General features: G+C 60.7%; 27 protein-coding genes. 11 read left to right on the top strand and 16 right to left on the bottom strand.

The window, feature by feature from the left end; translation table 11 throughout:
- Positions 1-929: 30S ribosomal protein S12 methylthiotransferase RimO (rimO, locus tag IH944_13715; protein MCH7905608.1), on the top strand; the 929-nt coding region annotated here is incomplete at its 5' end.
- 37 nt (positions 930-966) lie between these two features.
- The gene (locus IH944_13710) at positions 967-1626 is read left to right on the top strand and encodes a hypothetical protein (GenBank protein MCH7905607.1); all 660 of its coding nucleotides are present in this window, start codon (positions 967-969) and stop codon (positions 1624-1626) included.
- A 235-nt stretch (positions 1627-1861) separates the two neighbouring features.
- On the opposite strand, the gene IH944_13705 is transcribed toward IH944_13710, so the two are convergent.
- Positions 1862-2140: an antibiotic biosynthesis monooxygenase gene (locus IH944_13705; GenBank protein ID MCH7905606.1), complete on the bottom strand. Its 279-nt coding sequence runs from the start codon at positions 2138-2140 to the stop codon at positions 1862-1864.
- 384 nt (positions 2141-2524) lie between these two features.
- Positions 2525-5170 carry a glycoside hydrolase gene (locus IH944_13700; protein ID MCH7905605.1) on the bottom strand — a complete coding sequence of 882 codons (2646 nt, stop codon included), beginning with the start codon at positions 5168-5170 and terminating at the stop codon, positions 2525-2527.
- A 263-nt stretch (positions 5171-5433) separates the two neighbouring features.
- Between IH944_13700 and IH944_13695 the strand changes: the two genes are divergently transcribed.
- Positions 5434-6072: a hypothetical protein gene (locus IH944_13695; protein MCH7905604.1), complete on the top strand. Its 639-nt coding sequence runs from the start codon at positions 5434-5436 to the stop codon at positions 6070-6072.
- A gap of 58 nt (positions 6073-6130) precedes the next feature.
- Here IH944_13695 and IH944_13690 read toward each other — a convergent pair whose 3' ends face one another.
- The 6 genes from IH944_13690 to IH944_13665 all read right to left on the bottom strand — a co-directional run bounded on the left by IH944_13690 (position 6131) and on the right by IH944_13665 (position 11843).
- Entirely contained in the window at positions 6131-7366 is a 1236-nt protein-coding gene (locus tag IH944_13690) for an aminoacetone oxidase family FAD-binding enzyme (protein ID MCH7905603.1), read from the bottom strand.
- 309 nt (positions 7367-7675) lie between these two features.
- Positions 7676-8221, bottom strand: coding sequence for a GNAT family N-acetyltransferase (locus IH944_13685; GenBank protein MCH7905602.1), 546 nt, complete (start codon positions 8219-8221; stop codon positions 7676-7678).
- 143 nt (positions 8222-8364) lie between these two features.
- The gene (locus IH944_13680; GenBank protein MCH7905601.1) at positions 8365-9705 is read right to left on the bottom strand and encodes a hypothetical protein; all 1341 of its coding nucleotides are present in this window, start codon (positions 9703-9705) and stop codon (positions 8365-8367) included.
- Positions 9702-10493 (bottom strand): acyl-ACP--UDP-N-acetylglucosamine O-acyltransferase, encoded by a 792-nt coding sequence (lpxA, locus tag IH944_13675; GenBank protein ID MCH7905600.1) that lies wholly within the window; start codon positions 10491-10493, stop codon positions 9702-9704. Before lpxA ends, IH944_13680 begins: the two co-directional genes overlap by 4 nt.
- Positions 10494-10496: 3 nt before the next feature.
- A complete protein-coding gene (gene fabZ / locus IH944_13670) occupies positions 10497-10937 on the bottom strand; it encodes a 3-hydroxyacyl-ACP dehydratase FabZ (protein MCH7905599.1) in 441 nt (146 codons plus the stop codon).
- Positions 10938-10994: 57 nt separating this feature from the next.
- A complete protein-coding gene (locus IH944_13665; protein ID MCH7905598.1) occupies positions 10995-11843 on the bottom strand; it encodes a sigma-70 family RNA polymerase sigma factor in 849 nt (282 codons plus the stop codon).
- Between the two features lie 221 nt (positions 11844-12064).
- On the opposite strand from IH944_13665, the gene IH944_13660 reads away from it, so the two are divergent.
- Complete coding sequence (locus tag IH944_13660; GenBank protein ID MCH7905597.1) at positions 12065-13060, top strand: stage II sporulation protein M; 996 nt, start codon at positions 12065-12067, stop codon at positions 13058-13060.
- Here IH944_13660 and IH944_13655 read toward each other — a convergent pair.
- From IH944_13655 to IH944_13640, 4 genes are read right to left on the bottom strand one after another with little or no spacing between them, the layout of a single operon-like run.
- Positions 13028-13960: a glycosyltransferase gene (locus tag IH944_13655; protein MCH7905596.1), complete on the bottom strand. Its 933-nt coding sequence runs from the start codon at positions 13958-13960 to the stop codon at positions 13028-13030. The genes IH944_13660 and IH944_13655 overlap by 33 nt on opposite strands.
- Positions 13961-14665: a hypothetical protein gene (locus tag IH944_13650; GenBank protein MCH7905595.1), complete on the bottom strand. Its 705-nt coding sequence runs from the start codon at positions 14663-14665 to the stop codon at positions 13961-13963.
- Between the two features lie 8 nt (positions 14666-14673).
- Positions 14674-15402 carry a hypothetical protein gene (locus tag IH944_13645; protein ID MCH7905594.1) on the bottom strand — a complete coding sequence of 243 codons (729 nt, stop codon included), beginning with the start codon at positions 15400-15402 and terminating at the stop codon, positions 14674-14676.
- A 7-nt stretch (positions 15403-15409) separates the two neighbouring features.
- On the bottom strand, positions 15410-15631 hold the full coding sequence (locus IH944_13640) for a hypothetical protein (protein MCH7905593.1): 222 nt from the start codon (positions 15629-15631) through the stop codon (positions 15410-15412).
- A gap of 10 nt (positions 15632-15641) precedes the next feature.
- On the opposite strand from IH944_13640, the gene IH944_13635 reads away from it, so the two are divergent.
- The gene (locus IH944_13635) at positions 15642-16631 is read left to right on the top strand and encodes a hypothetical protein (GenBank protein MCH7905592.1); all 990 of its coding nucleotides are present in this window, start codon (positions 15642-15644) and stop codon (positions 16629-16631) included.
- On the opposite strand, the gene IH944_13630 is transcribed toward IH944_13635, so the two are convergent.
- From IH944_13630 to IH944_13620, 3 genes are all read right to left on the bottom strand, one after another.
- Positions 16628-17605 carry a Gfo/Idh/MocA family oxidoreductase gene (locus IH944_13630; protein MCH7905591.1) on the bottom strand — a complete coding sequence of 326 codons (978 nt, stop codon included), beginning with the start codon at positions 17603-17605 and terminating at the stop codon, positions 16628-16630. The two genes, IH944_13635 and IH944_13630, sit on opposite strands and share 4 nt — an antisense overlap.
- A gap of 17 nt (positions 17606-17622) precedes the next feature.
- Positions 17623-18033, bottom strand: a complete 411-nt coding sequence (gene tsaE / locus IH944_13625; GenBank protein MCH7905590.1) for a tRNA (adenosine(37)-N6)-threonylcarbamoyltransferase complex ATPase subunit type 1 TsaE — start codon at positions 18031-18033, stop codon at positions 17623-17625.
- Between the two features lie 165 nt (positions 18034-18198).
- On the bottom strand, positions 18199-19638 hold the full coding sequence (locus tag IH944_13620; protein MCH7905589.1) for a hypothetical protein: 1440 nt from the start codon (positions 19636-19638) through the stop codon (positions 18199-18201).
- A gap of 298 nt (positions 19639-19936) precedes the next feature.
- On the opposite strand from IH944_13620, the gene IH944_13615 reads away from it, so the two are divergent.
- The 5 genes from IH944_13615 (at position 19937) to IH944_13595 (ending at position 22786) form a co-directional block, all read left to right on the top strand.
- A complete protein-coding gene (locus IH944_13615; GenBank protein MCH7905588.1) occupies positions 19937-20098 on the top strand; it encodes a hypothetical protein in 162 nt (53 codons plus the stop codon).
- 92 nt (positions 20099-20190) lie between these two features.
- Positions 20191-20580 (top strand): hypothetical protein, encoded by a 390-nt coding sequence (locus tag IH944_13610; GenBank protein MCH7905587.1) that lies wholly within the window; start codon positions 20191-20193, stop codon positions 20578-20580.
- A 1-nt stretch (position 20581) separates the two neighbouring features.
- The gene (locus IH944_13605; GenBank protein ID MCH7905586.1) at positions 20582-20806 is read left to right on the top strand and encodes a hypothetical protein; all 225 of its coding nucleotides are present in this window, start codon (positions 20582-20584) and stop codon (positions 20804-20806) included.
- The gene (locus IH944_13600) at positions 20791-21144 is read left to right on the top strand and encodes a type II toxin-antitoxin system PemK/MazF family toxin (GenBank protein ID MCH7905585.1); all 354 of its coding nucleotides are present in this window, start codon (positions 20791-20793) and stop codon (positions 21142-21144) included. The genes IH944_13605 and IH944_13600 overlap by 16 nt, the downstream gene beginning before the upstream one ends.
- Positions 21145-21250: 106 nt before the next feature.
- The gene (locus IH944_13595; GenBank protein MCH7905584.1) at positions 21251-22786 is read left to right on the top strand and encodes a carbohydrate ABC transporter permease; all 1536 of its coding nucleotides are present in this window, start codon (positions 21251-21253) and stop codon (positions 22784-22786) included.
- 30 nt (positions 22787-22816) lie between these two features.
- Here IH944_13595 and IH944_13590 read toward each other — a convergent pair whose 3' ends face one another.
- The gene (locus IH944_13590; protein ID MCH7905583.1) at positions 22817-23806 is read right to left on the bottom strand and encodes a quinone-dependent dihydroorotate dehydrogenase; all 990 of its coding nucleotides are present in this window, start codon (positions 23804-23806) and stop codon (positions 22817-22819) included.
- Between the two features lie 183 nt (positions 23807-23989).
- Here IH944_13590 and IH944_13585 point away from each other — a divergent pair, with 183 nt between their 5' ends.
- Entirely contained in the window at positions 23990-26026 is a 2037-nt protein-coding gene (locus IH944_13585) for a type IIA DNA topoisomerase subunit B (protein MCH7905582.1), read from the top strand.
- Positions 26027-26086: the final 60 nt, after the last annotated feature.

The raw sequence follows: 26086 nt of genomic DNA, 5'->3' as shown, positions 1-26086 counted from the left end.
AGGTCAGCGAGGGGTGCGACCACCGGTGTACGTTCTGCACGATCCCCTCGTTCCGCGGCCCCCACGTAAGCAAGCCGATCGAGCGGGTTCTGCAAGAGGCCAACCATCTGGCGAGGACCGGTGCGAAGGAGGTCAACCTGATCGCGCAGGACGTGACGCAGTACGGCTTCGACCTGTACAAGGAGTTCACCTTGCCCAGGCTGCTGCGCGAGCTGAACGATGTCGACGGTCTCGAGTGGATACGCTTGCTGTACTTCTATCCGAACCGCCTGACCGACGAGGTGATCGACGCGATGGCGACGTGCGAAAACGTCTTGAACTACATCGACATCCCGCTGCAGCACACGCACCCCGATGTGCTGCGACGGATGAAGCGGCCGTGGGACGGCGAGCGGTATTTGCAGGTTTTTGACAAGGTTCGCAAGGCGATCCCCGATGTAGCGATAAGAACGACGTTCATCGTCGGATTCCCCGGCGAGACCGACGCGGAGTTCGACCATCTCCTCGACTTCGTCAAGGATGCGAAGCTCGACCGCGTCGGCGCGTTCCTCTTCAGCCGCGAGCCCGGCACGCCCGCGCACGACATGCCCGGTCAAGTGCCTTTGAAGGTCAAACAACAGCGCTTCGACCGCCTCATGCGCATCCAGCAGGGCGTCTCGCTGGAAAAGAACAAGCGGTGGGAAGGTCAGAGTCTGCGCGTGCTGGTCGACGAATGCAAGGACGGCTGGGTCGCAGGCCGCTCGTTCCGCGACGCGCCGGAGATCGACGGCTGGGTCTACGCTCGCGGCGAAGCTTCACCGGGCGTGTTCGCCGAAGTGCAGATCACAGAAGGCAAGGAGCACGACCTCTACGGGCACTTGCAAGGCGTCGAGCCCCCGAAGCGGCAGCTCAATCCACTAAAAATGGCAATGGCAAGTGAACCACGCTAGTGCCGTCGTACACTAAGAGTCGTCGGGAAGAAGAAATATGAAGTATTGGATCGCAGTCATCGTCGCGCTCGGCCTCGTTGTTCCAGTGTCGGCCAGCAATAGAGTCCCAAAGACCAACTTCGAGAGCATTACTCGCTCGAGCCAGGTCATCGTCGTCGCTGACGTAACCCAGATCGTGGATAGGTCTGGTGTTCGCGTCGCGGTCGCGAGGGTAGTTCGAGGGCTCAAGGGCGCTGCGCCGAATGAATCGATAGAGTTCGTCGCAGAGGGTACGTGGGCTTGTGACGTCAGCAATGCTGTGATCGGTGAACGAGTGCTTCTATTCCTCAGAGAGGCCTGGGATCGCAGTGGTGCTTCGGCGTACAAGCTGGACTTGGGCCAGGCGGCCATGAAGAGCCGCAGCGCAGGTCGTGTGCTTTACGAGATTGTTCACGCCGGGCAAGGGCGCATTCTCATCAACCGCAGCAACGGCGGGGATTGGCTTGCTGTTGAAAAGCGGAGCGAGAATCTCTGGTATTTGAATGCAAACGTAACCGCGCCCAAACAAGTGAAAGTCTTCAAAGTTCAGGCGAAAGCGGATCGACCGTCGAATGCAAAGGGACGTGTATTGCTGAAAGACATGCTCGCTATTGCAAAGGCAACCATAGAAGCGCAACGACTGAAGAACTCAGGCTTGATATCGGGGCAAACGGTCTAATATCCACCGAAGTATCCAAGGTTTTGCCGGAACGACGGCCCCTAGTCGATCACTGTGTGCCACGGTCAGGCCCGCAGGGTTTGCTCGTGAGATTTGGGAGGATGATTTGAGGGTGCCACGGGCTGTCTTGCAACCCGTGCGCTTGCCACAGATTCCGGCTCAATTAGGCAGTGAATCGCATGTTTTAGCCGAAGGCGGTACTGAGCACTGTTCGCCAGCAGTTCACTGCAGAGGGTCAGTTATAGTATTCGCCACTTGGAGGGCCCGACATCAGCTCCATCGCCTTTTCGAACGTTCCAGGCGGAACATTCTTAGCAGACGCTTTGTGGGCCTCTTGATCTCTCCAGACCTCGATCACAACGATCTTGTCCGGGTCGTCGACGCCGCGCAGCAACTGGGCGTCGATGCATCCATCTGAGCCTCGGATGAGTGGCATAAAGGAGTTGATCAGCTCATAAAGCTCTTCGCCCGTACCGGCGTTCGCTGAGAATCGGTTGATCCTGGTGATACTCATACTGTCTTCGGATTTGGATACGGATTCGGATGAGGAATTAGACTTGGGGTTTTGGTAGTCGACTGTAGGCTGAGCGCAGGAAAGGACGGCGGTAAATGCCAAGACGACGCCCGCAATAATCGCCCAGCGAGGAATGACATGTAACCCTTGAGTGCGTGGAATTGTGTCCATATGGTGTGCTCGATTTGGCTCAAGAACGCGAAGCCAACTTAGCACGCGACATTCTGGCACAGTGTGAGCATTAGTCGATGGACCATGAGAAGACCGTTCCGTGCACGCTGGTCATAGGAACATGGTCTTGACTGAAATCGCATATCGCAATTCAGTGGTTCTTCCCGCATCTCATCTGGGCCAAAGGCGGCTGATCAGCCACTGGTTCGGGGCCTAATACCGTGGGTCGGGTCTGACCTCCAGGGTCTGCGTCATCACGCGGATTCCGGCGGTTAGCCGCACGGTGTACGTCCCGGGCGAGACCCACGCGCCGAGCGGGCCGAGAGGCGTGTCGCCCCAGATCGCGGAGATCGGTGGGCCGCGCCTGCGCCGTGCGTTCGGGTCTACCACCGCCTCTGCGCGCAGGTTCCAAACGAAACGGTGCGAGCCGCGTGCTGCCGACGGGTTCACCTGCGGGCGCAGCCAGCCGGGCATGACCGTTAGGCTGTCGGGATCGACCTCGACGAGAGGGTCGTCGCTCGCGAACGTACGCACGATCGATCCGTCCGAAGATAGGATTTCGATCGTCACCTTTTCGACGTCGTTCGGAAGCCAGTAGTCGATCATCGCTCCATCGGGAGGGTTTTGGCCTGCGGGCTCCTCGGGGGGGAGAGGCGTGTCGCGGCTCCAGTTGCGCTCGAACTGGTACGCCGCCGACAGGGGAAACAGCTTCGACGCACCCATCGTGCGGTCGATAGAACGCAACAAAGAAAAGTTGTCGAGTATCCAGAACCCGCGCCCGTGCGTGCCGATCACGAGGTCGTCCTCGTGCACGACCAGGTCACGGATCGACGTCGCTGGCATGTTCAGCCGAAGCGGGTGCCAGTTGTCGCCGTCGTCGATCGAGAAGTACACCGCCGTCTCGCTCCCGCAGAACAGCAGGCCGGGCCTCAAACGGTCTTCGCGAACTACGTTGATCGGTCCGGGCGGCAGACCGTTCACGATCTCGGTCCAAGTCGTACCTCCGTCGTGCGTGCGGTAGATGTGCGGCATCTGATCGTCGAGCCGGATGCGGTTAACAGCCGCGTAGGCGGTCTTCGCGTCGAAGTGCCCTGCGTCCATGATCGAGATCTTCGACCACGAGGTGATCGATGCGGGGGTCACGTCGATCCAGCTCGCTCCACCGTTGCGCGTCACCCAGATCAAGCCGTCGTCCGTGCCGCACCAGATCGTGTCGATCTCCAGGTACGAGGGCGCGACGGTGTAGATCACGCCGCGCCTGTCCATGGTCTCCATGTCAGTGTTGAAGTACTTACCGACGCTGGCGGGCACGTCGGGCTGCTCTCGGCTCAGGTCGTGGCTGATCGTCTCCCAGTTCTGCCCCCCGTCGCGCGTCTTGAACAGGATGTTGCCCGCGAAGAACAGCACCGAAGGATCGACCGTCGAGAACACGACCGGCGCGGTGCGGATCACTCGGTAGGGAACCGTCGGCCGCACGTCGACGATCTCGCCGGTGACCTTATCGTACCGCTTGATCCGACCGCCGTAGACGTAGCGAGAGTTGAGCGGATCGGCGGCGAGGTAGCCGTACTCGTCGCCGCCGGCCCAGTGCCATTCGCGGTAGGTGACCTGGCCGTCGTTGCCGCGGCTGCTCGCCATTACGGAGCCGTTCTCCTGCTGGCCGCTGTACACCCAATACGGGTTCTGGTTGTCGGTGCTGACGTGGTAGAACTGCGCGGTCGGCTGGTTGTACCAGCTGCTCCACGTGTCACCTCCGTTGACGGTGATCGTCGCGCCCTGGTCGGCCGCGAGCAGGATAATCTCTGGGTGGAGGGGGTTTATCCAGGCTGTGTGGTAGTCGTCTCCGCCGGGCGAGCCCTTGATGCAAGTCCAAGTGAGGCCTGCGTCCTCGGAGCGGTAGAAGCTGGTGTTGGCGACGTACACGACGTCGGGGTTGAGCGGATCGACTTTGCACTCGGCGAAGTCGTCTCCACGCCCGTAGAGGCGCCTCTGGTCGCTTACCAAATGCCAGCTTTCGCCAGCGTCGTCACTGCGGTAGACGCCGGGGTTTTCAGAAGCAGCGACCATCGCGTAGATGCGGTTGCCGTCGGAGGGCGCGACCGAGATGCCGATCTTTCCTAGCCCGTCCTCGAACGTCGGGAGCCCTTCGGTGAGTTGCCGCCAGGTGTCGCCGCCGTCGGTGGACTTGTAGAGGCCGCTGCCGGGGCCTTGCCAGACCGCGTTCTCCCACGGCCCCTGGCGCTGCTCCCACATCGTCGCGTAGACGATCTGCGAATTGTCGGGGTCGAACTGGAGGTCGGCGCCGCCCGTGTCGGGGTCTTTGTAGAGCACCTTCTCCCAGGTTTTGCCACCATCGAGCGTGCGGAATATCCCACGCTCCTCGTTCGGGCCGTAGGGGTGGCCGACCACCGCGACGAACACCCTGTCTGGGTTCTCCGGGTCGATGAGGATCGGCCCGAGCTGCTGCCCGTCGCGCAAGCCGAGGTGCGTCCAAGTCTCGCCGCCGTCGGTGGACTTGTACATCCCGTCGCCGGTCGAGAGGTCGGGCCGCTGCAGGCTCTCGCCGCTCGCGACGTAGATGACCATCGGGTCGGAGGGCGCGACCGCCACGTCGCCGATCGAGCCGGTCGGCTGGTCGTCGAAGATCGGCTTCCAAGTCCGGCCCGCGTCGGTGGTCTTCCACACCCCGCCGTTGTTCGCACCGACGAAGAAGGTGTTCGGCTGCTCGGCTATTCCAGACGCGCCGACGGTTCTCCCCGCGCGAAACGGCCCGATGTTGCGCCACTTCAGCGCGTCGTAGTGGCTGAGTTCGACGGATTGGCCGTTCAAGACGAAGCTGGCAATGAGGGAAGTGATCACGGTTCAGTTTAGTCCTGTCGGTGGTCGGAGTCAAGGTGCCTTAGCCTTCCCAGGCTGCGGTAGCCGGGGAGGGTGGCACGTCATCCTGAGTGGATCGAAGGATCCTGCGATACCGCGATTGGTACCTGTGGTGGCTAGCGGCAATGTCACATTGAAGAGTAGTTCGGAAGCTGAGGTCGCCCAGGAGGACGACCGTCCAGCACCGGGAGGAACTGGAATGCGAAGTATCGCGGTAAAATTGAACAAGGCGTCCTGAAATTCTCATGGCAGAACGCAAGGAGCGGACAGTGCAGGTCACAGATTTCCTGAGCAGGTTCCTGATGCGTTTCGACTCAGCCGCGCCGCGCCGCGATCCGTCGTGGCTTGGCTTTGGTGCAATCATCGTTCTTTTCGGCGCGGCGATTGCGGTTGCTTCGCGCGAGCCCCTGGCCATCATAGGCGGGGTCGTCGTAATCTTAGGAGTCGTGGTCGCTGGGGGAGTGAGGGAAGAGGCCAACTTCAAGGATAGGCGCGAGTTCGACGAAGAGTTGGTTCAGAACTTTCGCAAAGTGCGGAACGAGGCTTCGAAGGGGATGCTCGGCGATCTGTGGCCTCCCGAGGTGGTTAGCGAACTGGAACGGTGCTCGCAGGCGTGGGTGAGGGTCAACCGTGCGCTGGCACGCCGACGGTGGATCTACCGTTGCCTGACCAAGACGTGGCGCGTCCTGTGGACTGACACCGCATGGGCGGCCGACAGTGCGATGCTTGAGGCGCTCTGGGCGGCACGGAGCACGCGCCAGAGCTCCACCGTCGTCGGCTCCGGGCATAGCCGCGTCGAACGCGAAGCGCTCATGCACTTGAACAGGACTACCGAACAGCTTGAGAGCTTGGCGTACCACGTCTCCAGAGACGTCTTCCGATAATTCCACATACCAATTGCCCAGCAAAGGGTCAGTCCACACCCGGACTCGCCCTCTCGAACTACTTCTCGGCAGCGCTTTCGCCTGCGACGTAGCCGGTCGAGAACGCCGCTTGCAGGTTGTATCCGCCGATTGGGCCGGCGATGTCGAGCGCCTCGCCGCAGACGAACAGGCCGGGGCACTTGAGCGAGCGCATAGAGTGCGGATCGACCTCGTCGAGAGAGATTCCCCCGGCGACGATCTCGCCCTTGTCGAGGACGACCTCGAACACCGTCCCAAGCTTCCAGCCTTTCAGGCACGCGACCAACCGGTTTCGCTCAGCGCGCTTGAGCTGTCCGATCTCGGACTCGACGGAAAGGCCAGCCGACAAAAACATCTCGTCAGCAAGGCGGTTCGGCATAACCGATTCCAGGTATGTCGAGACTCGGCGCTTCGGGTGCGCACGCGCGTACTCCTGGAGATCGGCGTTCAACGACTCGAAGCTCGTATCAGGTAGAAGATCGACCTCGAGCGAAACCTCGCCTCGCTCCAAAGCCTCCGTGACTTCCCGGCTGATCCCGAGCGTGCAAGGTCCAGAAACTCCGATGTGCGTGAACAACAGATCGCCCCGCCATCGCACGAACACCTTGTCGCCCTGTCGGGCCTTCAGCTCGCAGTCGCGCAGGGCGACGCCCGAGTACGGCTGCCACCTCTTGCCTCGCAGGATGATCGGCGCGAGCGCGGCCTGGATCGGCACCAGCGAATGCCCCAGCCTCACCGCCCAGCGCCAGCCGTCGCCGGTCGTGCCGGACTTCGGATAGGAGCTTCCACCGACGGCGAGCACGACGGAGCGCGTGCGGATGGTTTCGTCACCGACGAGAACTGCGCAGACCCCGTTGCCGTCGCGCTCGACCCCTGTGGCGGGTGTGTCGAGCCGGATGTCGACGCCGACCTCCTTCAGCCGCGCGTGCAGGATCGCCACGACGTCCTTGGCGGTCTGGTCGACGGGGAAGATGCGGCCGTCGTCGCGGGTGTAGACGCGCAGTCCGCGATCCGTGAGAAAAGCCACGATCTGGTCGTTGGTCCAGCGGTAGCAGGCGGGGCGGATGAACCGCGCCTCGTTCGGGCGGAACGGTTTGAGCACGTCTTCGAGAGGTCCGTCGTGCGTGATGTTGCACTTGCCGCCGCCGGAGATCAGGATCTTCGTGCCGATGCGCGAGGTCTTTTCGAGCAGGATGGCGTTTGCGCCGAGCTCGGCGGCGCGATAGGCGGCCATGATCCCCGCCGCACCCGCGCCCATCACGACGATCGGATCCATCGGTGGATTCTAGCAGGCGCAAAGGCTCAGTGCCGAGTTGTGACTCCCGAGTCTCGATTGCAGTTTTCAGTTGGTAGTTGGCAGTTTTCAGTTCTCAGGGAAGGGTCAAGGGTCTAGGGTCTCGAACCGATCTTCCGAACGTCCGAACCCACGAACCAACCCGAACCAACCCGAACAACTCCGAACCAATCCGAACTCCCAATTCCCGTGTGCCACGCTCAGGCCCGAAAGGGTTTGTCCGTGCCACTAGCTGTCGCCCGGCTCGCGGGATCCTTCGATCTGCTCAGGATGACGCGCTCGCCCTCCCCATTACTGGCTTGCTTTCCAATCCTCGCGGGAGAAATAGGTGAGCACCAAGTCGCGGTATTCGCCCTGTTTCCAGATGGCTTTCGGCCTGACACCGTACTCCCGGTAGCCGGTCTTCTCCTGCATCCGCCGCGATAGATCGTTGCCCGCGAAGTACTCCGAGTACAGCATGCGGAGCCCCAGAATGTGGAACGCGTACCACGCCCGAACCTTCGCAGCGTCCGTGCCGTATCCCTTGCCGCGCTCGTCCGGGTCGCCGATGAAGCTGCCGGTCAACGCCGTGCCGTGGCGGAAGTTGATCTGGTGTATCCCGCTCTGGCCGACGTGCTTGCCGTCCAGGGTCTCGATCGCAAAGTGCACGGTTGAGTCGCTCGGCTGCTGGGCTTTCTCGAACCACTCTCTCTCGCCGAGTCTCGTCATCGGAAAGTCGCCGGCGCAGAGCCAGCGATTGACCTCCTCGTCGTTGATCCACCGGTAGCAGTTCTCAAAATGCCGCTCGAAATCGAGCGGCACCAACCGAATCAGTTCACCGTCCCAGCCAAGGCCCATGGACCCAGTTTACAAAAAAAACCGAACCGGGGGAGTGAGGCCTCCGGTTCGGCGAATTGAGGAGAGGAGCTTTTGCGCTTGTCGCGGTTTACTCTACTTGCTGTCTAGTTCAACACGCTCGGCCGCCGAGTAGTTTCAGCGGCCTAGGACCGATCGTCTGAAACCAGTGCTTTTACCAGGTTCGCCGTGCTGGTCAGGCTGTCCCTGCCGCCGAGCGACTCGGCGAGTTCGGCGAACCCCCTGAGAACTGTATCCCGCCGATCGCCTTCTCGCAGCAGGTCCTCCAGCTCAGTGAGGACCGCATCCGCAGTCGCCGTCTCTTGGATCAGCTCCTTGAGCAGAGGCTTGTCCAGCAGGATGTTGGGCAGGCTCATGTACTCGAACTGCGGTTTGCGCAGCCGGTACTCGATCTCGGTTGCCCATCCGCCGCGGTACATGACGACGCACGGGCAGCCGCAGAGCGCCGCCTCGAGCGTGGCGGTCCCGCTGCAGATCACTCCGGCGCGCGACGTCTTGAGCACGCCGTAGGTGTCCCGACTGACGATCGGATCGTGCGACGAGGACTTGCGCCAAACTCGCATCACGTCCTCTTCGTCAAGGTTCGAAGCCAGCGCGATCCGCATCGGGCAGTCCATGTCCTCGATCGCGCGAGCGATGATCGGGATGTTCTGCTCGATCTCGTGGACCCGGCTGCCCGGCAGAATCGCGACTCCCGTCCTCTCGCCAGAAGTCTGCACCGATCCAACCATCTGCTTGAGCGGGTGGCCGAAGTAGTGTGCGTTGGCGCCCATGTCGTTCAGCATTTCGGCGGACCACGGAAAGGGGGTGACGATCGCATCCGTGATCTCCGGCAGGTCTGTGCCCTGCTTCTCCTTGCGCCAACTGCCAGGCGGCATGAAGTACAGCACCTTCCACCCTAAGCCCTTCGCGTAGCGAGCTAGTTTGACGTTGAAGAACCCGAAGTCGATCGGCACGAAGACGCCCGGGCTGCCCCTCCGGAGTTCAGCCCTCGCACGATAAAAACCTGCGATCACGCGCAGCGAAACTCGGGCGGCCTGCACGATGCCGACGGAGCCCCACTTCGACGAGTCCGCGACGATCCTTGCCCCGGCCTCCTCCAGTCGGCGGCCCCCTATCGCCTGGAACGCGATGTCGGTCATCTTCGCGTCGTTGATGATATAGCGTGAGATGAACTCCATCAGGTCGTGCTTGGGCAAGAGCCCCGCAGCGAGGTCATCCGGAAGATGAACGTTGTACTCCTCTTCAAACGCCATGACCAGCTCTACGACGTCGAGCGAGTCCAGCCCCATCGCCTCGCTCTGGAGCGCCTTGAGAAGCTCCTCGCTCGAAGAAGACTCCATGTCGTGCTGGAAATCGGCGAATCGGCTTCGGAAGTAGTTCAACGCTTCAGGCTGAAGCAGCTTCAGAATCTCTGCGGCATACGCGTCGCCCGACGCTTCGCCTGCGCTGAAGAAGACCCTCATCTTTGGTCGCCGCGGCCGTTCTTCCCTTTCATAACGCGCTCCATGAACGCCAGAAGCTCTTGAACTTCAGCCGTGATTTGAACCTCTCGCTGCACGATCTCCATCGCCCGCGTGAGCCCGAGCTGGGACTTGAATATCAGCTTGCAGGCCTTGTGCAACGCCAGCCGCTGCGCCTGCGTGATGCCGTTCCGGCGCAATCCGACGGCGTTGATGTCGTGAACCTTCTGGTCGACGATTCCCTCGACCAGCATGAACGGAGGCACGTCGCGCACGATGCGGCTGATCCCGCCGACCATCGCCAGCCGCCCGATGCGCACGAACTGGTGTATGCCGACCATGCCGCCGATGTTGACGAAGTCCTCGATGGTGCAGTGACCGCTGACGCCGACGCTGTTCGCCATGGTGATGTCGTTCATGAGCGTGACGTTGTGGCCGAGGTGGCAGTACGCCATCAGGTAGTTCCTGTCTCCGACGATCGTCGTGCCACCGTCGCCCGTCGCCCGATGGACGGTGACGTACTCGCGGAACACGTTGTCGTCGCCGATCTTGAGGAACGTCGGCTGCCCCTGCCACTTTCTGTCTTGAGGATCGCCGCCGATGATCGACCCTTGCGCGAAGATGTTGCGCGCACCGCACGTCGTCCCGCTCAAGATCGTGACGTGGGAGTCGAGCCGTGACCCAGCTCCGATCTTCACTCCGGCCCGCACGTCGCAGAACGGGCCGATCTCGACGTCGTCGTCGATCTCTGCGCCCGCATCAACTACGGCCGATTCGTGAATCTTTGGCACGCTCTACTCTCGTTCCAACAGCTTGAAGGTCATCATCATGCTGGCTACCAGCTCGTCGTCCACACTGGCCTCTGCTTTGATGCGGCCGATATTCTGACGCACCCACAGCAGCTCAACGTCCAAGATCAGCTGGTCGCCGGGGACGACGGGCTTTCTGTACTTCACGTCGTCGATCGCGCCGATCACCGGCATCAGGCCTTTGTACTTGTCCTCGCTCAACAGGATGACGGCCCCCGCCTGCGCCATCGCCTCCAGTATCAGGACGCCGGGCATGATCGGCTGGTCGGGGTAGTGCCCTTGAAAGAACGCCTCGTTGATTGTTACGTTCTTGAGTCCGCGGCAGCTCTTGCCGGCGTCACACTCAAGAATGCGGTCGACTAGCAGCATCGGATACCGATGCGGCAGCACCTCCATGATGCGATTGATGTCCATTTGCCCACTCATACACGCCACCAATTTCGGCGACAGTGTATCTTTTTTGGGCCTGGTCGGGTTGGGAACCTAGCTGAGGTACTCGCGGAGGCGTCGCCGCTGGGCAACCTGGCGGAGCTTTTTGATGGCTTGAACCTCGATCTGTCGAATCCGCTCGCGGCTGACCTGGAACTCCTGGGACAGCTCGTCGCGGAAGGAGGCTCCGTCGCGCGGCTCCACGAACTTCAGCCTGTACATGATCACCTTCCGCTCCCGGTCGTTGAGCTGGTTCATGATCGCGTGCAGCTCGTCGACGACCTCTGAAGTGATGACGACCGACTCAGGGTTGGCGGCCAGCTGATCCTCGATCAAGCTGCCGAGCGAGGTGCTGTCGCCCTCGCCGACCGTCATGTCCAGGCTCAGCAGGTCTTGCGAAGCGACGAGCAGCATTTGGAGGCGCTTGTTGGTTATCCCAAGCTCTCGGGCGATCTGATCCGCCGTGGCCTCGCTCCCTTGCTCGCGCATGACCTTGGCCTTCATGCGCTCTATCTTTCTGAGGGTCTGAGAAATGTGCGCAGGAAGCCGGATCGCCTTCGACTTGTTGTCGATCGCCCGCCCGATCGCTTGTCGGATCCAGTGCGTGGCGTAGGTGGAGAAGCGGTACCCGCGCCCAGGGTCGAACCGCTCAACGGCGTGCATGAGCCCGATCGCGCCGTCTTGGATCAGGTCTTCGAGCGGAATCGTCTGGTTGCGGTAGTTCTTGGCGATGTTGATCACGAGCCGCATGTTCGACTCGATCAGCCGCTCGCGAGCTTGGCCGTCTCCACGTCGCGCGGCGCGCGTCAAGACGACCTCTTCTTCTGATGTCAGAAGAGGCGCTCTAGTCAGACGGCTCAGGTAGCTAGGTATGCCGTCGTCGTGATCAGCGTTCTTTCGCATACACGGCTCCGAAGGGCGACGCTGTGCGCAATACAGCACAAAGCGGCGAACTGGCTCAATTCACGCACGATCTGTGCCAGTATTCCAGTACAGACACCATCTTGATGGACAGACTCAAGACGTGCCGTGTTCCCATCGCATAACCCTTAGTACGCCGGAACCACGGCAGAGGTTTTCGAGGGGCCGGTACGAATTGTGGGAAATCGGGCAGGTTGTGAACGATGCTGAGCGAAGAGGCGATCTTCGAACGAAGACAGAGCGATTGGCGGGAGCTACAGCGCCTGTTGGGGAGGTGCAACGGCAACTTCAAGGTGCTGTCCGAGGATGAGCTGCAGACGTTCGTGCGGCTCTACAGGCAGACGTCGGCGGATCTAGCGTATCTGATGACGCACTCCTCTAACCAAGAGGTTGTCGACTATCTGAACGCTCTTGTCGGGCAAGCCTACGCTGAGCTGTACCGGGCGCCGAGGCGTCCTTTCCTCACGGTTATCCAAGATTCGCTCGTTTCCGTGGCACAAGTGGTCCGCCGCAGACGGGTTGCGATTCGAGTCGCTATGGTGATCTTCTTTGCAGGAATCGTCGTGTCTTACGGCCTGATCCAGTCGTCGCCCGGCTACCTCGAGATGTTCGTGCCGCCGGGTATGGAAGAGACTTTCGAGCATTGGAAGTCGGGCGAACACGAAGAGAGAACGGGAATCCAGGGCATCGGGGCGTCGTTCTTCTACGCTCAGCACAATCCGTTAGTCAGCATTGTGACGGCTGCGCTCAGCCTAGTAACTGTGGGCATCTTCGGAGTTTCGTCGATGTGGGGCAACGGAGCTATGATGGGGGCGCTGCTGCACGAGGTCGTGTTGGCCGGGCAGGCAGGCTTCTTGATCTTCTCCGTGATTCCGCACGGCATTACCGAGATCGGCGGGATATTTATGGCGGGCGCCGCCGGGTTTGTAATGGCGGGCGCGATCATCAATCCGGGCAGGGACAGCAGAGCGGAGGCCCTGCGAAAAGCCGGCAAGGACGGCTTTGTGCTGGTCATCCTGTCGCTTGTGATGACGATGATGGCCGCGCCGATCGAGGGGTTCTTCAGCTTCGACCCTCGCGTGCCGGATTGGGCTAGGATCGTCGTCGCGGCCGTTACGCTGTTCGGTTGGCTGGCGTTCTTCCGGCTGTACGGGCGGGACAAAGAATCACTTGAGGGCGCGGAAAGCCCGTCGCGGTAGCACAGTCGCCACCAGGCGCAGGACGCTCTTGAACCGCCAGGGCATCAGCTTGAGCGACTCGACGTAAGCCCGCCTTCCGCCGCTCACGTCGCCCTCCCAAGTTCGCGCCGTCCCCAGGCACGCCCAGTGGTGGGCCTTGATCCTGCGGAGAAGCCCCGGCGGCCAGCCGCGGTCTGCGTACCCGTCGATCCGTGGCGTCATCCACTCGCGGATGCGCCTGTCGTCCTTGGCGATCTTGTCAGTGAGGTGGCTCGCGCTCCCGCCGTGCACGCGGTAGAGCGTCAGCGGCTCGTCGACGTGCCCGACGTGGTACTCCTCGGCGATCCGGTACCACATCTCCCAGTCTCCGGAGCCGAAGTAGCTCGTGTTGAACTTCCCGACCTTTTCGAAGCACTCGCGCCGCACCAGCACGGAACTGGCGATGATCTTGTTGAAGGGGATCAGCTCCGGCAGCACGTCGCCGGTGCTGGTTTTAGGCCACTCGAAGCCGAGCGGGTTGTCCTTGATCTCGTTGCCGTCGCCGTCGATGAAGTAGCCCGCCGTGTGGACGAGCCCGATCTCCGGGTGCGCGTCCATCATCGCCACTTGCTTCTCCAGCTTCTCGGGCGCCCACACGTCGTCGTCGTTGAACTCCGCGATTAGCTCGCCGGTCGAAACGTCGATGCCCTTGTTCAGCGTGCCGTAAGTGCCAAGGTTCTCTTCGTTGAAGAACAGCTTGAGCGGAATCTGCGGCTCTCGCCGGTGCAGCTCGCTCAGCCAATCTCGCGTGCCATCGGTGGAGCCGTCGTCGAGCGCGATGATTTCGTAGTCGGTAAACGTTTGCGCAATGATGCTGTCGACTGCTATCTTTAGGTGATCGAGGTGGTTGTAGCACGTCAGGACGATCGAGACGCGCGGCATCTACGGGAGCCTCACCTCGATCGACCAATCTATGATGTCCAAGTCCGGGTCGACGACGTCGCCCGGCGGCTCGATGTCTCCCGTGTTCTGATTCGTGTACAGGTCGGCGAAATCCAGTTGGAACGTGAAGTAGCTGTTGATTTCGCCCTGGATCCGACCGTCGCCGAGCGCGTCCCAAAACCGATCTCCTCCGCCGGTGTTCGTGTTGTTCATCGTCAAGAAGTTGACTTGGATGCTCTTGATAGTATCGACGTCGCCTGCAGGCACCAACTGGCTCATATCGATTTCGAACTGAAGCGTGTTGTCCCCTTCTTTGATCTGTACGTAGTTGATCGGTATGCCGGTCTGTACGGACTGGTTGAGCTCCGGGTCGAGAAACTTGAATATCTGATACTCGGGGAACACCAGAGGGTTCCACAAGATGTAGTGCGTGCAGTTCCCTGCGACGAATCCGTTCCCGCCGGGGATCACGACCGGCAGCGGCCCGTCATCGATCGGATTGGAGTCCGTCGAAAGGCGCAGTGCAAAGATGTAAATGTACGGGAACCCCTCGAGATTGGTCCGGATTTTCTCATCGACGGTCATGGTGAACACCAGCCGTTTTGTGAAGTCGGACGATCCTCCTCCTCCTGGGAGCTTCGCGCAGCTAGTCAGTAGCAGTAATCCGGTCGCAAGTGCGAAGAATCCTCTGAAGTAGCGGGTCATCGTTAGCCTCATTCCTCTTCATCGAACATCTGCGGTGCAACAATGATCAGCTGGCACTGCTCGCACGTCGTCAACTGGTCGGTAAATACACGCTCAAGGCTCTTTTGGGAGATGTTGACTCCGCACGCGCTACATGCCGAATCGTCGGTGGTCGTGGCCATGGCGATGCCTCCGTTTCTCTTGCGAATAGCCTCGTAGGTTGACAGCAGATCGTCGTCGCACCCTGCCGTTGCGTCAGGGCGCTTGGCTTTGAGCGCATCGAACTCTTGCTTGATCTCCTGGTGCAAACGAAGGGCGGCCTGTTTGTGCCGTTCCAGTTCGACTTTGAGCTGTTCCATTTTGATGTTCAGCTCGCTTGCTCGCTCGACCGCAGGAGGGGCCAGCTCAAAGAGAGCGAAGAGCCGGTCGTCGTTTTCTGAGGAGAGCCGGCGGTTCATTTCGATCTGGCTCTTCGCATTCTCGATCTCCTTGGGACTGTGCAGGCTCCCGTCGTACAAGTGCGCCTCAAGGCTCGCCAACTTCTCCGTGAAGGACTTCTCCTGCAACTCTCGGTCGCGAAGCTCTTGGTCGAGGCTCTTGGCCGCTGAGTCGGCCTCGTCAAATTCTGGCGTGAAGTCCTTGATCGCTTGCACCGCTGCCTTGCCGTGGTCCAGCGCAGCAGCTCGATTTCGCAACTTGACCAGCTCCGCGTCGATGAGGTGAAGGGAGTACAGATTTCGCATGGCCGACGCAGGCATGCCTCCATTATGGATGCTTGCTCTGATCTATGCCCGCTGGTCGTTTGCCGTCGTAAGTACAAGCTCTGGTGCTCACCAGCCGCTGCTTGTGATCGTTGAACGAGCAGATCGCCCGAACTCCGAACACGTTGGCGACCTCCACGGCTGCGCCGTAGGATGCCGGGTTCAGCTTTCCGTCGCGGCATCTTTGGCGATCCTCGTCGTAGATCGGGCAGTCGCAGCAGTTCATACTGTCAGTGATGTTGACTGCGGTCGCGTTCGCCAGCGCTCTGCTCGCGCAGCCGGATATTTCCTTTCAAGACTCGACGTTTTCGATAGTCGACGCGGAGCAAGTCTACACGGTATCGCTCTCCTCGATAACCGAGCATCGGCCGGTCTCCGCAGATCGGCTGCGAATCGAGCTGGACGGCACGGTGATCACGTTCGACAACCGCGGCATCGGCATCCATTACAGCGACAAGGGTGGATACACGGGGCTTCCTTCGATGACGAACACTCGCAAGTTGTGGTCCGTCGAGGAGATCGAGGAGAACGTGCGACTGATCGAGGCGGGCACGCGTCAAGCCGCGCTCAGTGCGATTGCGGGCTACGAACTGCTCGGCGACACTCTGTACCTGCTCGCCCGGTGGGACGACGCGGAGGGGAAGACGTGGCTGGAGGCGTTCGTGCGAATCGAGATCGGCGACGAGAGGCCGCAAGCGCACCTTGTCGGCCGATTCGATGGCTACTCGATGTCCACAGGGCCGGTTTCCGACACTCTCGAGTCGTACGGCGACCAGCTTGTCATGCTCGTCCGCGACAACGGCGGAATTACCGTGGCCATGTACGATCCGTACAACGATGTAATGTCGTACGAACGAGTCGCCGACGGTGCGACGAACGCGTGGATTCTGCCCGATCGCGTACGGTTCTTGACCGAGCAGACCACGCCTTACGGCACGACGTTCATCGGAATGGGCCGCCTCGACGACTTCAGCCACAGGCGGTTTTCCGAGATTCGAGGAAGCGTCACCTCGGCGCTGTCGAGCAGCTACATCATCTGTCGCGAAGCCGGAGGGTCGATCCTGATCAACGTTGGCACCGGCGCACGGCATCGGCTGCTGGACGAAGAGCGCGCCGCCGCGACTCCGCTCGGCGTGCTGGTGTGGTCTCCGCGCGACCAGCCGGAACGCGCTCGCCTGGTCCGAGCGACGGACTTCAAGCAGGTAGCAGACTGGCAGGCCGACTAGACGGCGACTGGAGCGCCTATAGTCGCGCTTTCGTACGCGGCCAAGAACACGCGTGAGGCGCTCAAGCCTGCAACCAGCCCTGTTTTCGGCGCGTCCTGCTCACGAACGGCGCGCAAGAACTCGTTAACCATCAGTTGATCCAGATTGGTGCCGTACGACAGCGTACTGTGTTGTGTGCCGTCCTGTTGATACCGATCCAGCGCCTGCGAAAACAGGTCTAGCTCAAGAACACCCTTTTCGCCGACGATCTTCATCGTGACGTCTCCCCAAGTCTTGTAGGCGTCCGGCCGCGACCAGCTTGAATCCAGCGTGGCGAACACGCCGCTGGCGTACTGAAGGCTCAGCATCGCGCTGTCCTCCCACGTTTCGCCGTGTCTGTTGTTCCCTGTGACCGCTTGTACCTTTATTGGTTGCTCGCCGAGCAGGATTTCGAGCAGGTTGGCGACGTGAACGACGTGGTCCACCATCGCGCCGCCGCCTGACTTGTGCTTCTCGACGAACCAGCCGCCGGGGCACTGGCCGTGGTTGGTCGCGCAGACGCTCAGCACCTTGCCGATGTCGCCGCTTTTGATCTTGGCGATCGCGCTCTCGAACGCCGGGGAGAACGAGCAGGGGAACGCGGTCATCAGGATCACGCCGCTGTCGTTCACGGCCGCTCTGATCCGGTCGCTCTGGTCTCGGGTTGCGGCGAGCGGCTTTTCGCAGAGCATCGCGTTGCCCTTGGTGCAGGCCGCTTCGATCAGTTCGGCGTGGTCGAGGTTCTCGCCTGCGATCACTACCGCGTCGCAGGCGTCGATCAGCGCGTCGCGGTCTTTCCAGGGCTTACAGTCGAAGTCGCTTCCGAACTTCGATGCCAGCGCAGAGTCCTTGTCCCAGAAACCGACGAACTCGGCGTCGTCTGCGTTTTGAAAGCAGTGCACGTAGCTCGGCGCGTGCACGTGCCCCACGCTCAACATTCCGACCCGGACTGGCATGCCGATAGTATGGCTCGTCACAATTCGGGCGGTTCGACAACCGCTGTCCTGCCCTTCTCAGCAAACGCCAGTTCGACGCGCCAGCTATGCGAGGGCTCAACCAGCCCCTTGGCGCGATCAGGCCACTCGATCAAGCAGAGGTGGGTGCCCAGGTAGTCCTCGATCCCGATCCCGGTGTGCGATTTCACGCGGAAAAGGTCGGCGTGCATCACGGGCGGGTCTGTGTCGAAGATCTGGATGAGGTTGAAGGTCGGCGAGCGCACCGGCTCGGTGTGGCCGAGCGCCTGCAAGAGACCGCGGACGAGAGTCGTCTTCCCTGCACCGAGCACGCCGGAAACGAGTACCACGTCTCCGGCCGTCAGCTTGCTCGCGAGCTTGGCCCCGAGCGCGCGGGTGGCGGCCTCGTCGGGAAGGTAGACGGGAGACATGCGGCAGAAGAGAGTACCGCCGCAGAATAAAGAGAGAGAAGAAAATGCGTGACGCCCTAAGCGGGGATGCGTTCTGGCGGCGGGCGCCACGCGGTTTCAAATTGCGGAGAGGTTGCCCGGGGCGTTAACCCCGGGCGTCTCTTCGCGTTCATTGCGGCTTTCAATTTAGCCTCTCAGAAGAGAGAGAACGGACTGAGGAGCCGCGTTAGCCTGCGCCAGCACGGACAAGCCGGTCTGTTGCAGAATCTGTAGTTTCGTGAAGTTGGTCATCTCCTCGGCAATGTCGGTGTCACGAATCATCGACTCTGTCGCAATCAAGTTCTCCTTTGTCACGCCGAGCGAGCGAATGTTCGACTGCAGCACGTGCCGCATGAACGATCCGATCTCTCCGCGCTTCAGGTTCAGGCCGTCTATTGCATTATCGACGATTTCGATTGCTGCTGTCGCTCCTGCGGCCGTCGTCAGATCGATGCCCGAGAATCCGAGCGCGCTCGAGCTGAAGTTCGGGATCGAGAGCGAGGTCGTCTGACCTGCGTTGCCGCCGATCTGGAACTGCGCCGAGCCGACGATGACCTGGCCAGCGCCGACCAGATTGGCGATCGCGTTGCCGGCTACTGTCAAGACAACGCGGTTGCCGTTGACGTCGGACAGAGTCAGGCCGTCGGAGCCGCTCGCGCCAGCGGTGAAGGTGACTGGCGTCAGGTTGCTGACAGTCACGTCCGCGATTGCGTCAATTCCTGCGACGCTGGCTGTGCCGGCTGTCGTCTGAATGATGCCGCTGGCATCGACGAGGTTGACCTTGAAGTTAGAGCCGAACGTCGTCTGCCGCAACTGGATCTGACCGACGCCGCCACCGAAAATCGCCTCTGCGATTACGCCTGTCTGGCCGGACAGTTCGTTCACCCTCGATACGATGTCGCCGAAGGTTTCCGATGCCGACATGGTGATCGTATGGCCGTTGATGCTGAACGAGCCAGGCGCGCCGAGCGCAGTGTTGACGTATGTCGCGAGGTCGGCGGCAGCCGTCGTCCTCGTGCCAGTGTGCGTTGCCTTGGTTGCAACGGTCGTTACGTTGACATCAACTGCTCCGTCTTGCTGTAGCGTCTGTGTACCGATCTGTCCGCCCAAGTTGAGGGACTTGATATTAACCGAGTCGACGACGATAGCGTTGATGCCTGCCGTTCCGTTGAGGATCTTCTTTCGACCGAACTGAGTTTGCTCCGCAATACGATCGATGGACTTAGTAATGAGTTGGACCTGCGTCTGGTTGGCTTGGAGCTGCGAGCTGCTCAAGGTCGCCGTGTTCGCAGATGCGACTGCAAGAGACCGAACCTCTCGCATGAGTCGCGATATTTCGTCGAGGGCGCCTTCAGCTGTTTTTGTGTAGTTGAGGGCGTCTTGGCTGTTGCGGATCGCTTGGTCTGCGCCGCTGATCTGCACGCGGAAGTTCTCCGATGCGATCAGGCCAGAAGGGTCGTCTGCTGCCGAATTGATTCTGAGTCCGGTCGATAGGCGGGTAATCGAAGTGGCCAATCGTACGCCCGTCATGTTGAGATTTCGGAGCGCATTCATCGCCGAAAGGTTTGTGTTAATGCGAAAAGACATTTTTCCTTTTTTCCTCCGTAAGGCCCGCAGCTCGCCATCCTTGGCTAGCTCCGGAGGGGAGCCGATCTGCGTGCCTGACAAGCCCTGTATTCCCTGTTAGAAATGCTGGGTACCTGGTAAAAATACTGGGATTCTGGTATTTTTACGGGGTTTGAGTCTATCCCAGTACAAATACGCGTGGATTTCTTGGCTGAACCAGCGCGAAAAGAGCCAGTAATCGAGCTTTCGGAGCGTGGAGGCTAGGTTGTCTTGAACCTAGTACAATAGGGGTGTCGATTACAAGAACGTGGGGGCCCCAATGGAACCCGAAAGAGAACAGATGCCCGACAACGCGGACTCAGACAAGTTCAGAGACCTCGCAGAGAAGATAGCTCAAGTTCCGAAAGAGGAGCTTGACGAGGCAAAGCAGGAAGAGGCGAGGCGCAGGGAGAAGGAGAAGAAGGACGCCGAGAAGCGTTGACTCAAATTGACGTGAAGGTGCGGGGCTTTGAACCTGGAGGACTAATCGCGAGAACAATCTGCACCGACGATTCGTTGTAGAATAAAGGTCGCATGGCTTCGGAGTCTCCTCGGTGTGTCGCCTTATTACTCTGCGACTACGTCGTAGAGGACAAAAGAACCGGCAACAAGTCATTTATAGGCACGTTTAACGGCATCAGCGGCTCCCAGTCTCCGATGCGGCACGATCGAATGTTCGTAGTTATCAGCCTCACGAACGTTTTGGAACCATGCCAGATCATGGTGCGGATCGTCCAGCCGGAAGGAGCCTCGCTGTTAGAGATGAAAGGCGAAATCCGGGCAGACAGCCCTTTGCAGGTGTTGGATATGGTCTTAGAGTTCCGTGGTATCGTGTTCCCTTCCGTAGGGCAACATTCGGTTGAAGTGACCTGCGAGAGCGAATTGCTGGCGATGCGCCAATTTGAGGTAACTCAGAGGAAATAAAATGGCAGCAGTGTTTTATGACGAGGTGTCCGACCGAGAATTTGTCGGTCAGGTCACAAAGGGAGAGCATGATGGCGACATCACGGTGAAGTCGGTGTACATAACAATTGACTTTGACGCATTGCGCAGTGCATCAGAGCGCCTCGAATGCCAATTGCTGTCTGAAGATGCGCTCTCTCGGGTGTGGAATGCATCTGAAGAGGATGCCGCATGGGCAGATTTGTAAGAGGCGATATTGTTGTCGTGCCGTTCCCGCTCAAAGAGGGTGGAGAAAAGCGGCGCCCAGCTCTCATTCTCGCTGAAGTTGCGTATGGCGGTTCGTCCGACTATTTGGTTTGCATGATCAGTTCGCAGAATGACCCCAATGACCAGGCATTGATTCCAATTGGGCACTCGGACGCGACCGGCGCGGATTTCATGGCGAACGATCCAGACGGTTGCAGTTACATCCGCCCCTCGCACCTGTGGACCATGGTTGATGCTGTAGCACTTCGCAAGCTCGACAGCTTATCGGTGGAGAAGACCGATCAGGCACTGGACCATGTCAGGTCGTTGCTTGCCTGACGACCTGACAGCACCGCAAAGATGCTGACTAGCCAGGAAGTCCTGTGCAGTTCCTGACTGATTGACCGCGACAGCAGACCACGGAGCCTGACAGAATCGCCTTAGGATGCCGGTAGTCGGGAAAGTCGGACGGCGGGGGGCGCGGGCTCGGTTTGCGATGGCGGTGCTGTACGCGGTGCTGTCGCTGGCCGCGATCACTACGCTGTACCCGTTCCTGATGATGGTCTCGACCGGGTTCAAGGGGCCGACCGACCAGGACGACAACCGGATCATCCCGTCGTTCTGGACCGACGACCAGGAGCTGGTTGAGAAGTACATCGACGACAAGTACGCCGGCGACCTTTCGCTGATCTCGTTCTCAAGCGCCGGAGCCGACGCCTCAGCGGACACCGTCGCCAAGTACGATCAGCTTCTGCTTGACCTTCCTCCCGACCTCTGGCTGGCCGGGTTCCGCAACGCGCCGAACCACATCACCGGAAGGTTGACGATGCGCTGGCAGGGGTGGCTGCGCGAGGAGTACGACGGCGACATCGACGCGCTGAACTCGGACTACAACGAGATCAACGGCGCGTTCCAGACGATCGCCGTGCCGAACGAACTGCTGGAGAGAAAGGGGTGGCGCCCGAGCCAGGATCGGAAGTGGGAGGACTGGCTGCGGTTCAAGGGTTCTCTGCCGAGCGAGTTCCGAATCCCGATCCGAACCACGCGGATCTTCCAGGAGTTCCTGCGGTCCAAGTACGGCGCACAGATCGACCTCGTTCCAGCGAGCATTCGCGGAGAGGCCGCGCAGTTCGAGCAGATCCCGTGGGACGCCTCGTCGCCAGAAGCCTCTGAGTTCGAGGCAGAAGCGCTGCCTGAGAGATTCAGGACTACGAACGCCGAGATGCTCTGGGCACAAATCTCGAAGGAGCCGATGCCGACGCGGGCGTTCGACCTGGCGACGTTGAACGCCGATCGAGGCCAAGTCAGGCGAGAGATGTCCAGTCGCAACTACAGGTACGTGATCGACTACATCGCCCTGCACGGCGGCGCGCTGTGGAACACCGTGATCTTCTGCGTGCTCGCGGTGCTGACCCAGCTCATCGTCAACCCGCTGGCGGCGTACGCGCTCTCCCGGTTCCCGATGAAGGCGACCGCGCGGATTCTGATCTTCCTGCTGGCGACGATGGCGTTCCCGGCGGAGGTAGCGATGATCCCGGCGTTCCTGCTGCTGAAGAACATGGGGCTGCTCAACACGTTCGCGGCTCTGGTGCTGCCGACGGCGGCCAACGGGTATATGATCTTCCTGCTCAAGGGGTTCTTCGACTCGCTGCCGCGCGAGGTGTTCGAGAGCGGGCAGATCGACGGCGCGAGCGAGTCGCGCATGATGCTGCGCCTGGCGCTGCCGCTCAGCAAGCCGGTGCTCGGCTACATGGCGCTGCTGGCGTTCATGGGTGCGTACGGCGCGTTCCTGCACGCGTTCCTGGTCGCGCAGGACCGCGAGATCTGGACGCTGATGGTGTTCATCTACCAGCTCCAGCAGATCGCGCCGAAGTCGGTGATGATGGCTGCGGTCGCGTTGGCGGCGATCCCGTCGGTGCTGGTTTTCCTGGCCGCGCAGCGGGTGATCATGCGCGGGATCGTTCTGCCTGGGGAGAGATAGGTCTTATAAGACTTATAGGACCTATACGACCTATATGTCCCATTCTCCCAGGCAGCCCACTAGCTCAGAGACGAACCCCGGGCCGCCGTACACCCAGCCGGTGTAGACCTGCACAAGGTCAGCGCCGAGCTCTAGTTTTCGGCGCGCGTCAGAGGCGCTCATGATCCCGCCGACTCCGATCAGTTTCAGCGAGTCGCCCGCGCACTCCTTAGTGAACCGCAGCGCTTCGTCGGCCATCGCTGTCAGCGGGGCGCCGGAGAGGCCGCCTTCGATAGCTGGGTTAAGATGGAGCATGTCGCGCGAGACCGTCGTGTTGGTGCAGACGATGCCGGTGAGGTCCATCTCCTGCGAAACCGCGACAACGTCTTCAATCCCACCGGGCGTCAGGTCGGGCGCGATCTTGACGAACAGCGGCTTGCGCGGGTCGATCTCCTTGAGCGTCTCCAGAATCTTGCGAAGGGAGTCTTTGTCCTGAAGCTCGCGCAACCCCGGCGTGTTCGGCGAAGATACGTTGACGACAACGTAGTCTGCGAACCGTTTCAGAAGCGAATACGAATACGCGTAGTCAGCGTGCGCTTCGTCGAGCGGGGTCGCCTTCGACTTGCCGATGTTCACGCCCAGCGGTATCCCGGCCTGTTTGCCCTCCAAGTTCCGAGCCATCGCGTCCGCGCCGTGGTTGTTGAACCCCAGCCGGTTGATCAGCGCTCGCTGCGGCTTCAGTCGGAACATCCGAGGCTTGGGGTTGCCCGGCTGAGCGTGTCGCGTCACCGTGCCGAGCTCGACGAATCCGAAGCCGAGCCTCTTCCAACCCTCGACGGCCACGGCGTCTTTGTCGAACCCCGCCGCGAGACCGACCGGGTTGGGGAAGCGCACCCCGAACAGTGAGTGCGAGAGGTCTCCGCCGCGGACTTGACGATCGCGAGAAAGGCCCCGCGAAATGAACTTGAGAGCCAGATTGTGCGCGGTCTCGGCGGGCAGGCCGAGGAGCAACCGGTGCGCCAGGCTCTCGAGCAGAGGCATCGGGCAGATTATGGCCGAGGGCGTCAGTCGAGCCCGGGAATCGAGCAGGCTGGAACAGGTTTCGGAATCGGCCCAATTCGAACCCGGAATCGCCCTGAAATGAGGGTACAATCCACTTTAGAATGCGACCTGAAATTCGCATGGTCTGACCACCGCTTCCAAGCCACAGTCAAAGAGACCTCTATGCCGGAAAACAAAGACGAAAAGGACAACGAGCAGAACACCCAGGAGAAGCTGAACAAGAAGATCGAAGGCGCCTATACCGCCGCCGACATCCAGGTTCTTGAAGGGCTCGAAGCGGTGCGGAAGCGCCCTGACATGTTCGTCGGCGACAACGGCAAGAAGGGGCTGCACCAGATGTTCCGCGAGGTGCTCGACAACTCGGTCGACGAGGCGCTGGCCGGACACTGCACCGAGATCCTCGTCAAGCTGTACAGGGACGGCTCGCTCAGCGTCGACGACAACGGGCGGGGGATCCCAGTCGGGGTCATGAAGAAGGAGAAGGCGTCCGCTCTCGAGGTCATCATGACCGTGCTGTACGCAGGCGGCAAGTTTGGCGGCAGCGGCTACAAGGTCTCGGGCGGGCTGCACGGCGTAGGCGTCTCGTGTACGAACGCCCTCTCCAAGTGGCTGATCGCAACCGTGCACCGAGACGGCAAGGTGTACCGGCAGAGCTACGCGGCCGGCAAGCCCACGTCTTCCGTCGAGGTAGTCGGCGATTCTGACCGAACCGGAACGATCATCCATTGGCTGCCCGACAAGGAAGTCCTGACGACGATCGAGATCGACCGCCACATCATCAAGCATCGCCTCAAGGAGATCGCGTACTTGAACGCGGGCCTCAAGATCGTGTTCGAGGACGAGGTGGATCCGGAGCAGAACGAGACGTTCTGCTTCAAGCAGGGCATCGTGCAGCTCGTCGAGGACATGAACGCCGAGAACGACCCGATGCACAAGCCGATCTACTTTCAGCGAGTTCGCAAAGGGATGGAGATCGAGGTCGCCATGCAGTACCAGAAGGGGTACCACACCAGCTTGCTCGCGTACTCCAACAACATCCACCAGCCGGACGGCGGGACGCACGTTTCGGGGTTCGGCCAGGCGCTGACCAGGGTCATCAACTCTTACGGCCGCAAGATGAACCTGATCAAGGAGAGGGACAAGAACTTCTCCGCCGACGACGTCGCCGAGGGGTTGACCTGCGTGATCGCCCTCAAGCTCGAAGAGCCGAGCTACAACTCGCAGGACAAGGTGAAGCTCGTGACCCCCGAAGTACAAGGCGCGACGAACTCGCTGGTCGGCGACGGACTACTGGAGTTCCTCGAAGAGAATCCGGGCATAGCGAAAGGGATCGTTGAAAAGGCCTCGATCGCGCAGAGAGCGCGAGAGGAGGCGCGCAAGGCGGCAGAGGCTATCAAGCGAAGCTCGGCTATGGACTCCTTCGGCCTGCCTGGCAAGCTGAGCGACTGCGTCAGCAAGAACGCCGCCGAGTGCGAGCTCTTCCTGGTCGAGGGCGACTCGGCGGGCGGATCGGCGAAGCAGGCGCGCGACAGGATGACCCAGGCTGTGCTGCCGCTGCGCGGCAAGATCCTGAACGTCGAGCGTGCCAGGCTGGAAAAGGCGCTCGACAACGAAGAGATCAAATCCCTGATCGCGGCTTTAGGCGTCGGCATCGCGGTCGATACGATCAGAGGCGGACTCGACGGCTCGATCGGCGAGGCTGAAGAAAACGGAGGCGGGCACAACTTCGACCTGAGCAAGCTGCGCTACCACAAGGTCATCATCATGACGGACGCCGACGTGGACGGAGAGCACATCCGCACTCTGCTGCTCACGTTCTTCTATCGGTATATGAAGCCGCTGGTCGTCAACGGGCACATCTACCTCGCACAGCCGCCGCTCTTCGTCATCAAGGTGGGCAGCAGCGAGAGGCATTACGCCGCCAGCGAAGAAGAGAGGGACGAGATCATCAGCAAGCTCGGCCGGAAGAAGTACACGGTCACCAGGTTCAAGGGCCTCGGGGAGATGATGGCCGAGGAGCTGGAGGAGACGACCATGTCCACAGAAGGCCGCAAGCTCGTGCGCGTGAACTACGATCGGGCCGAAGAAGTCGAGATCGAGGCCATGTTCATTCGGCTGATGGGCGACAAGGTGGAACCGAGGCGCGAGTACATCGAGCGGCACGCAAAGCTCGTGACGAACCTGGACTGGCATTATTAACGTCCTGGTATCTTTGCCTGTATTTGGCCTAAACCCCTGAAATAATCAAATACCTCGGTC

Source organism: Armatimonadota bacterium (assembly GCA_022563855.1).
In the GTDB taxonomy this organism is placed as follows: Bacteria; Armatimonadota; Fimbriimonadia; order Fimbriimonadales; family Fimbriimonadaceae; genus JADFMN01.
This window is presented reverse-complemented; position numbering and strand designations above follow the sequence as displayed.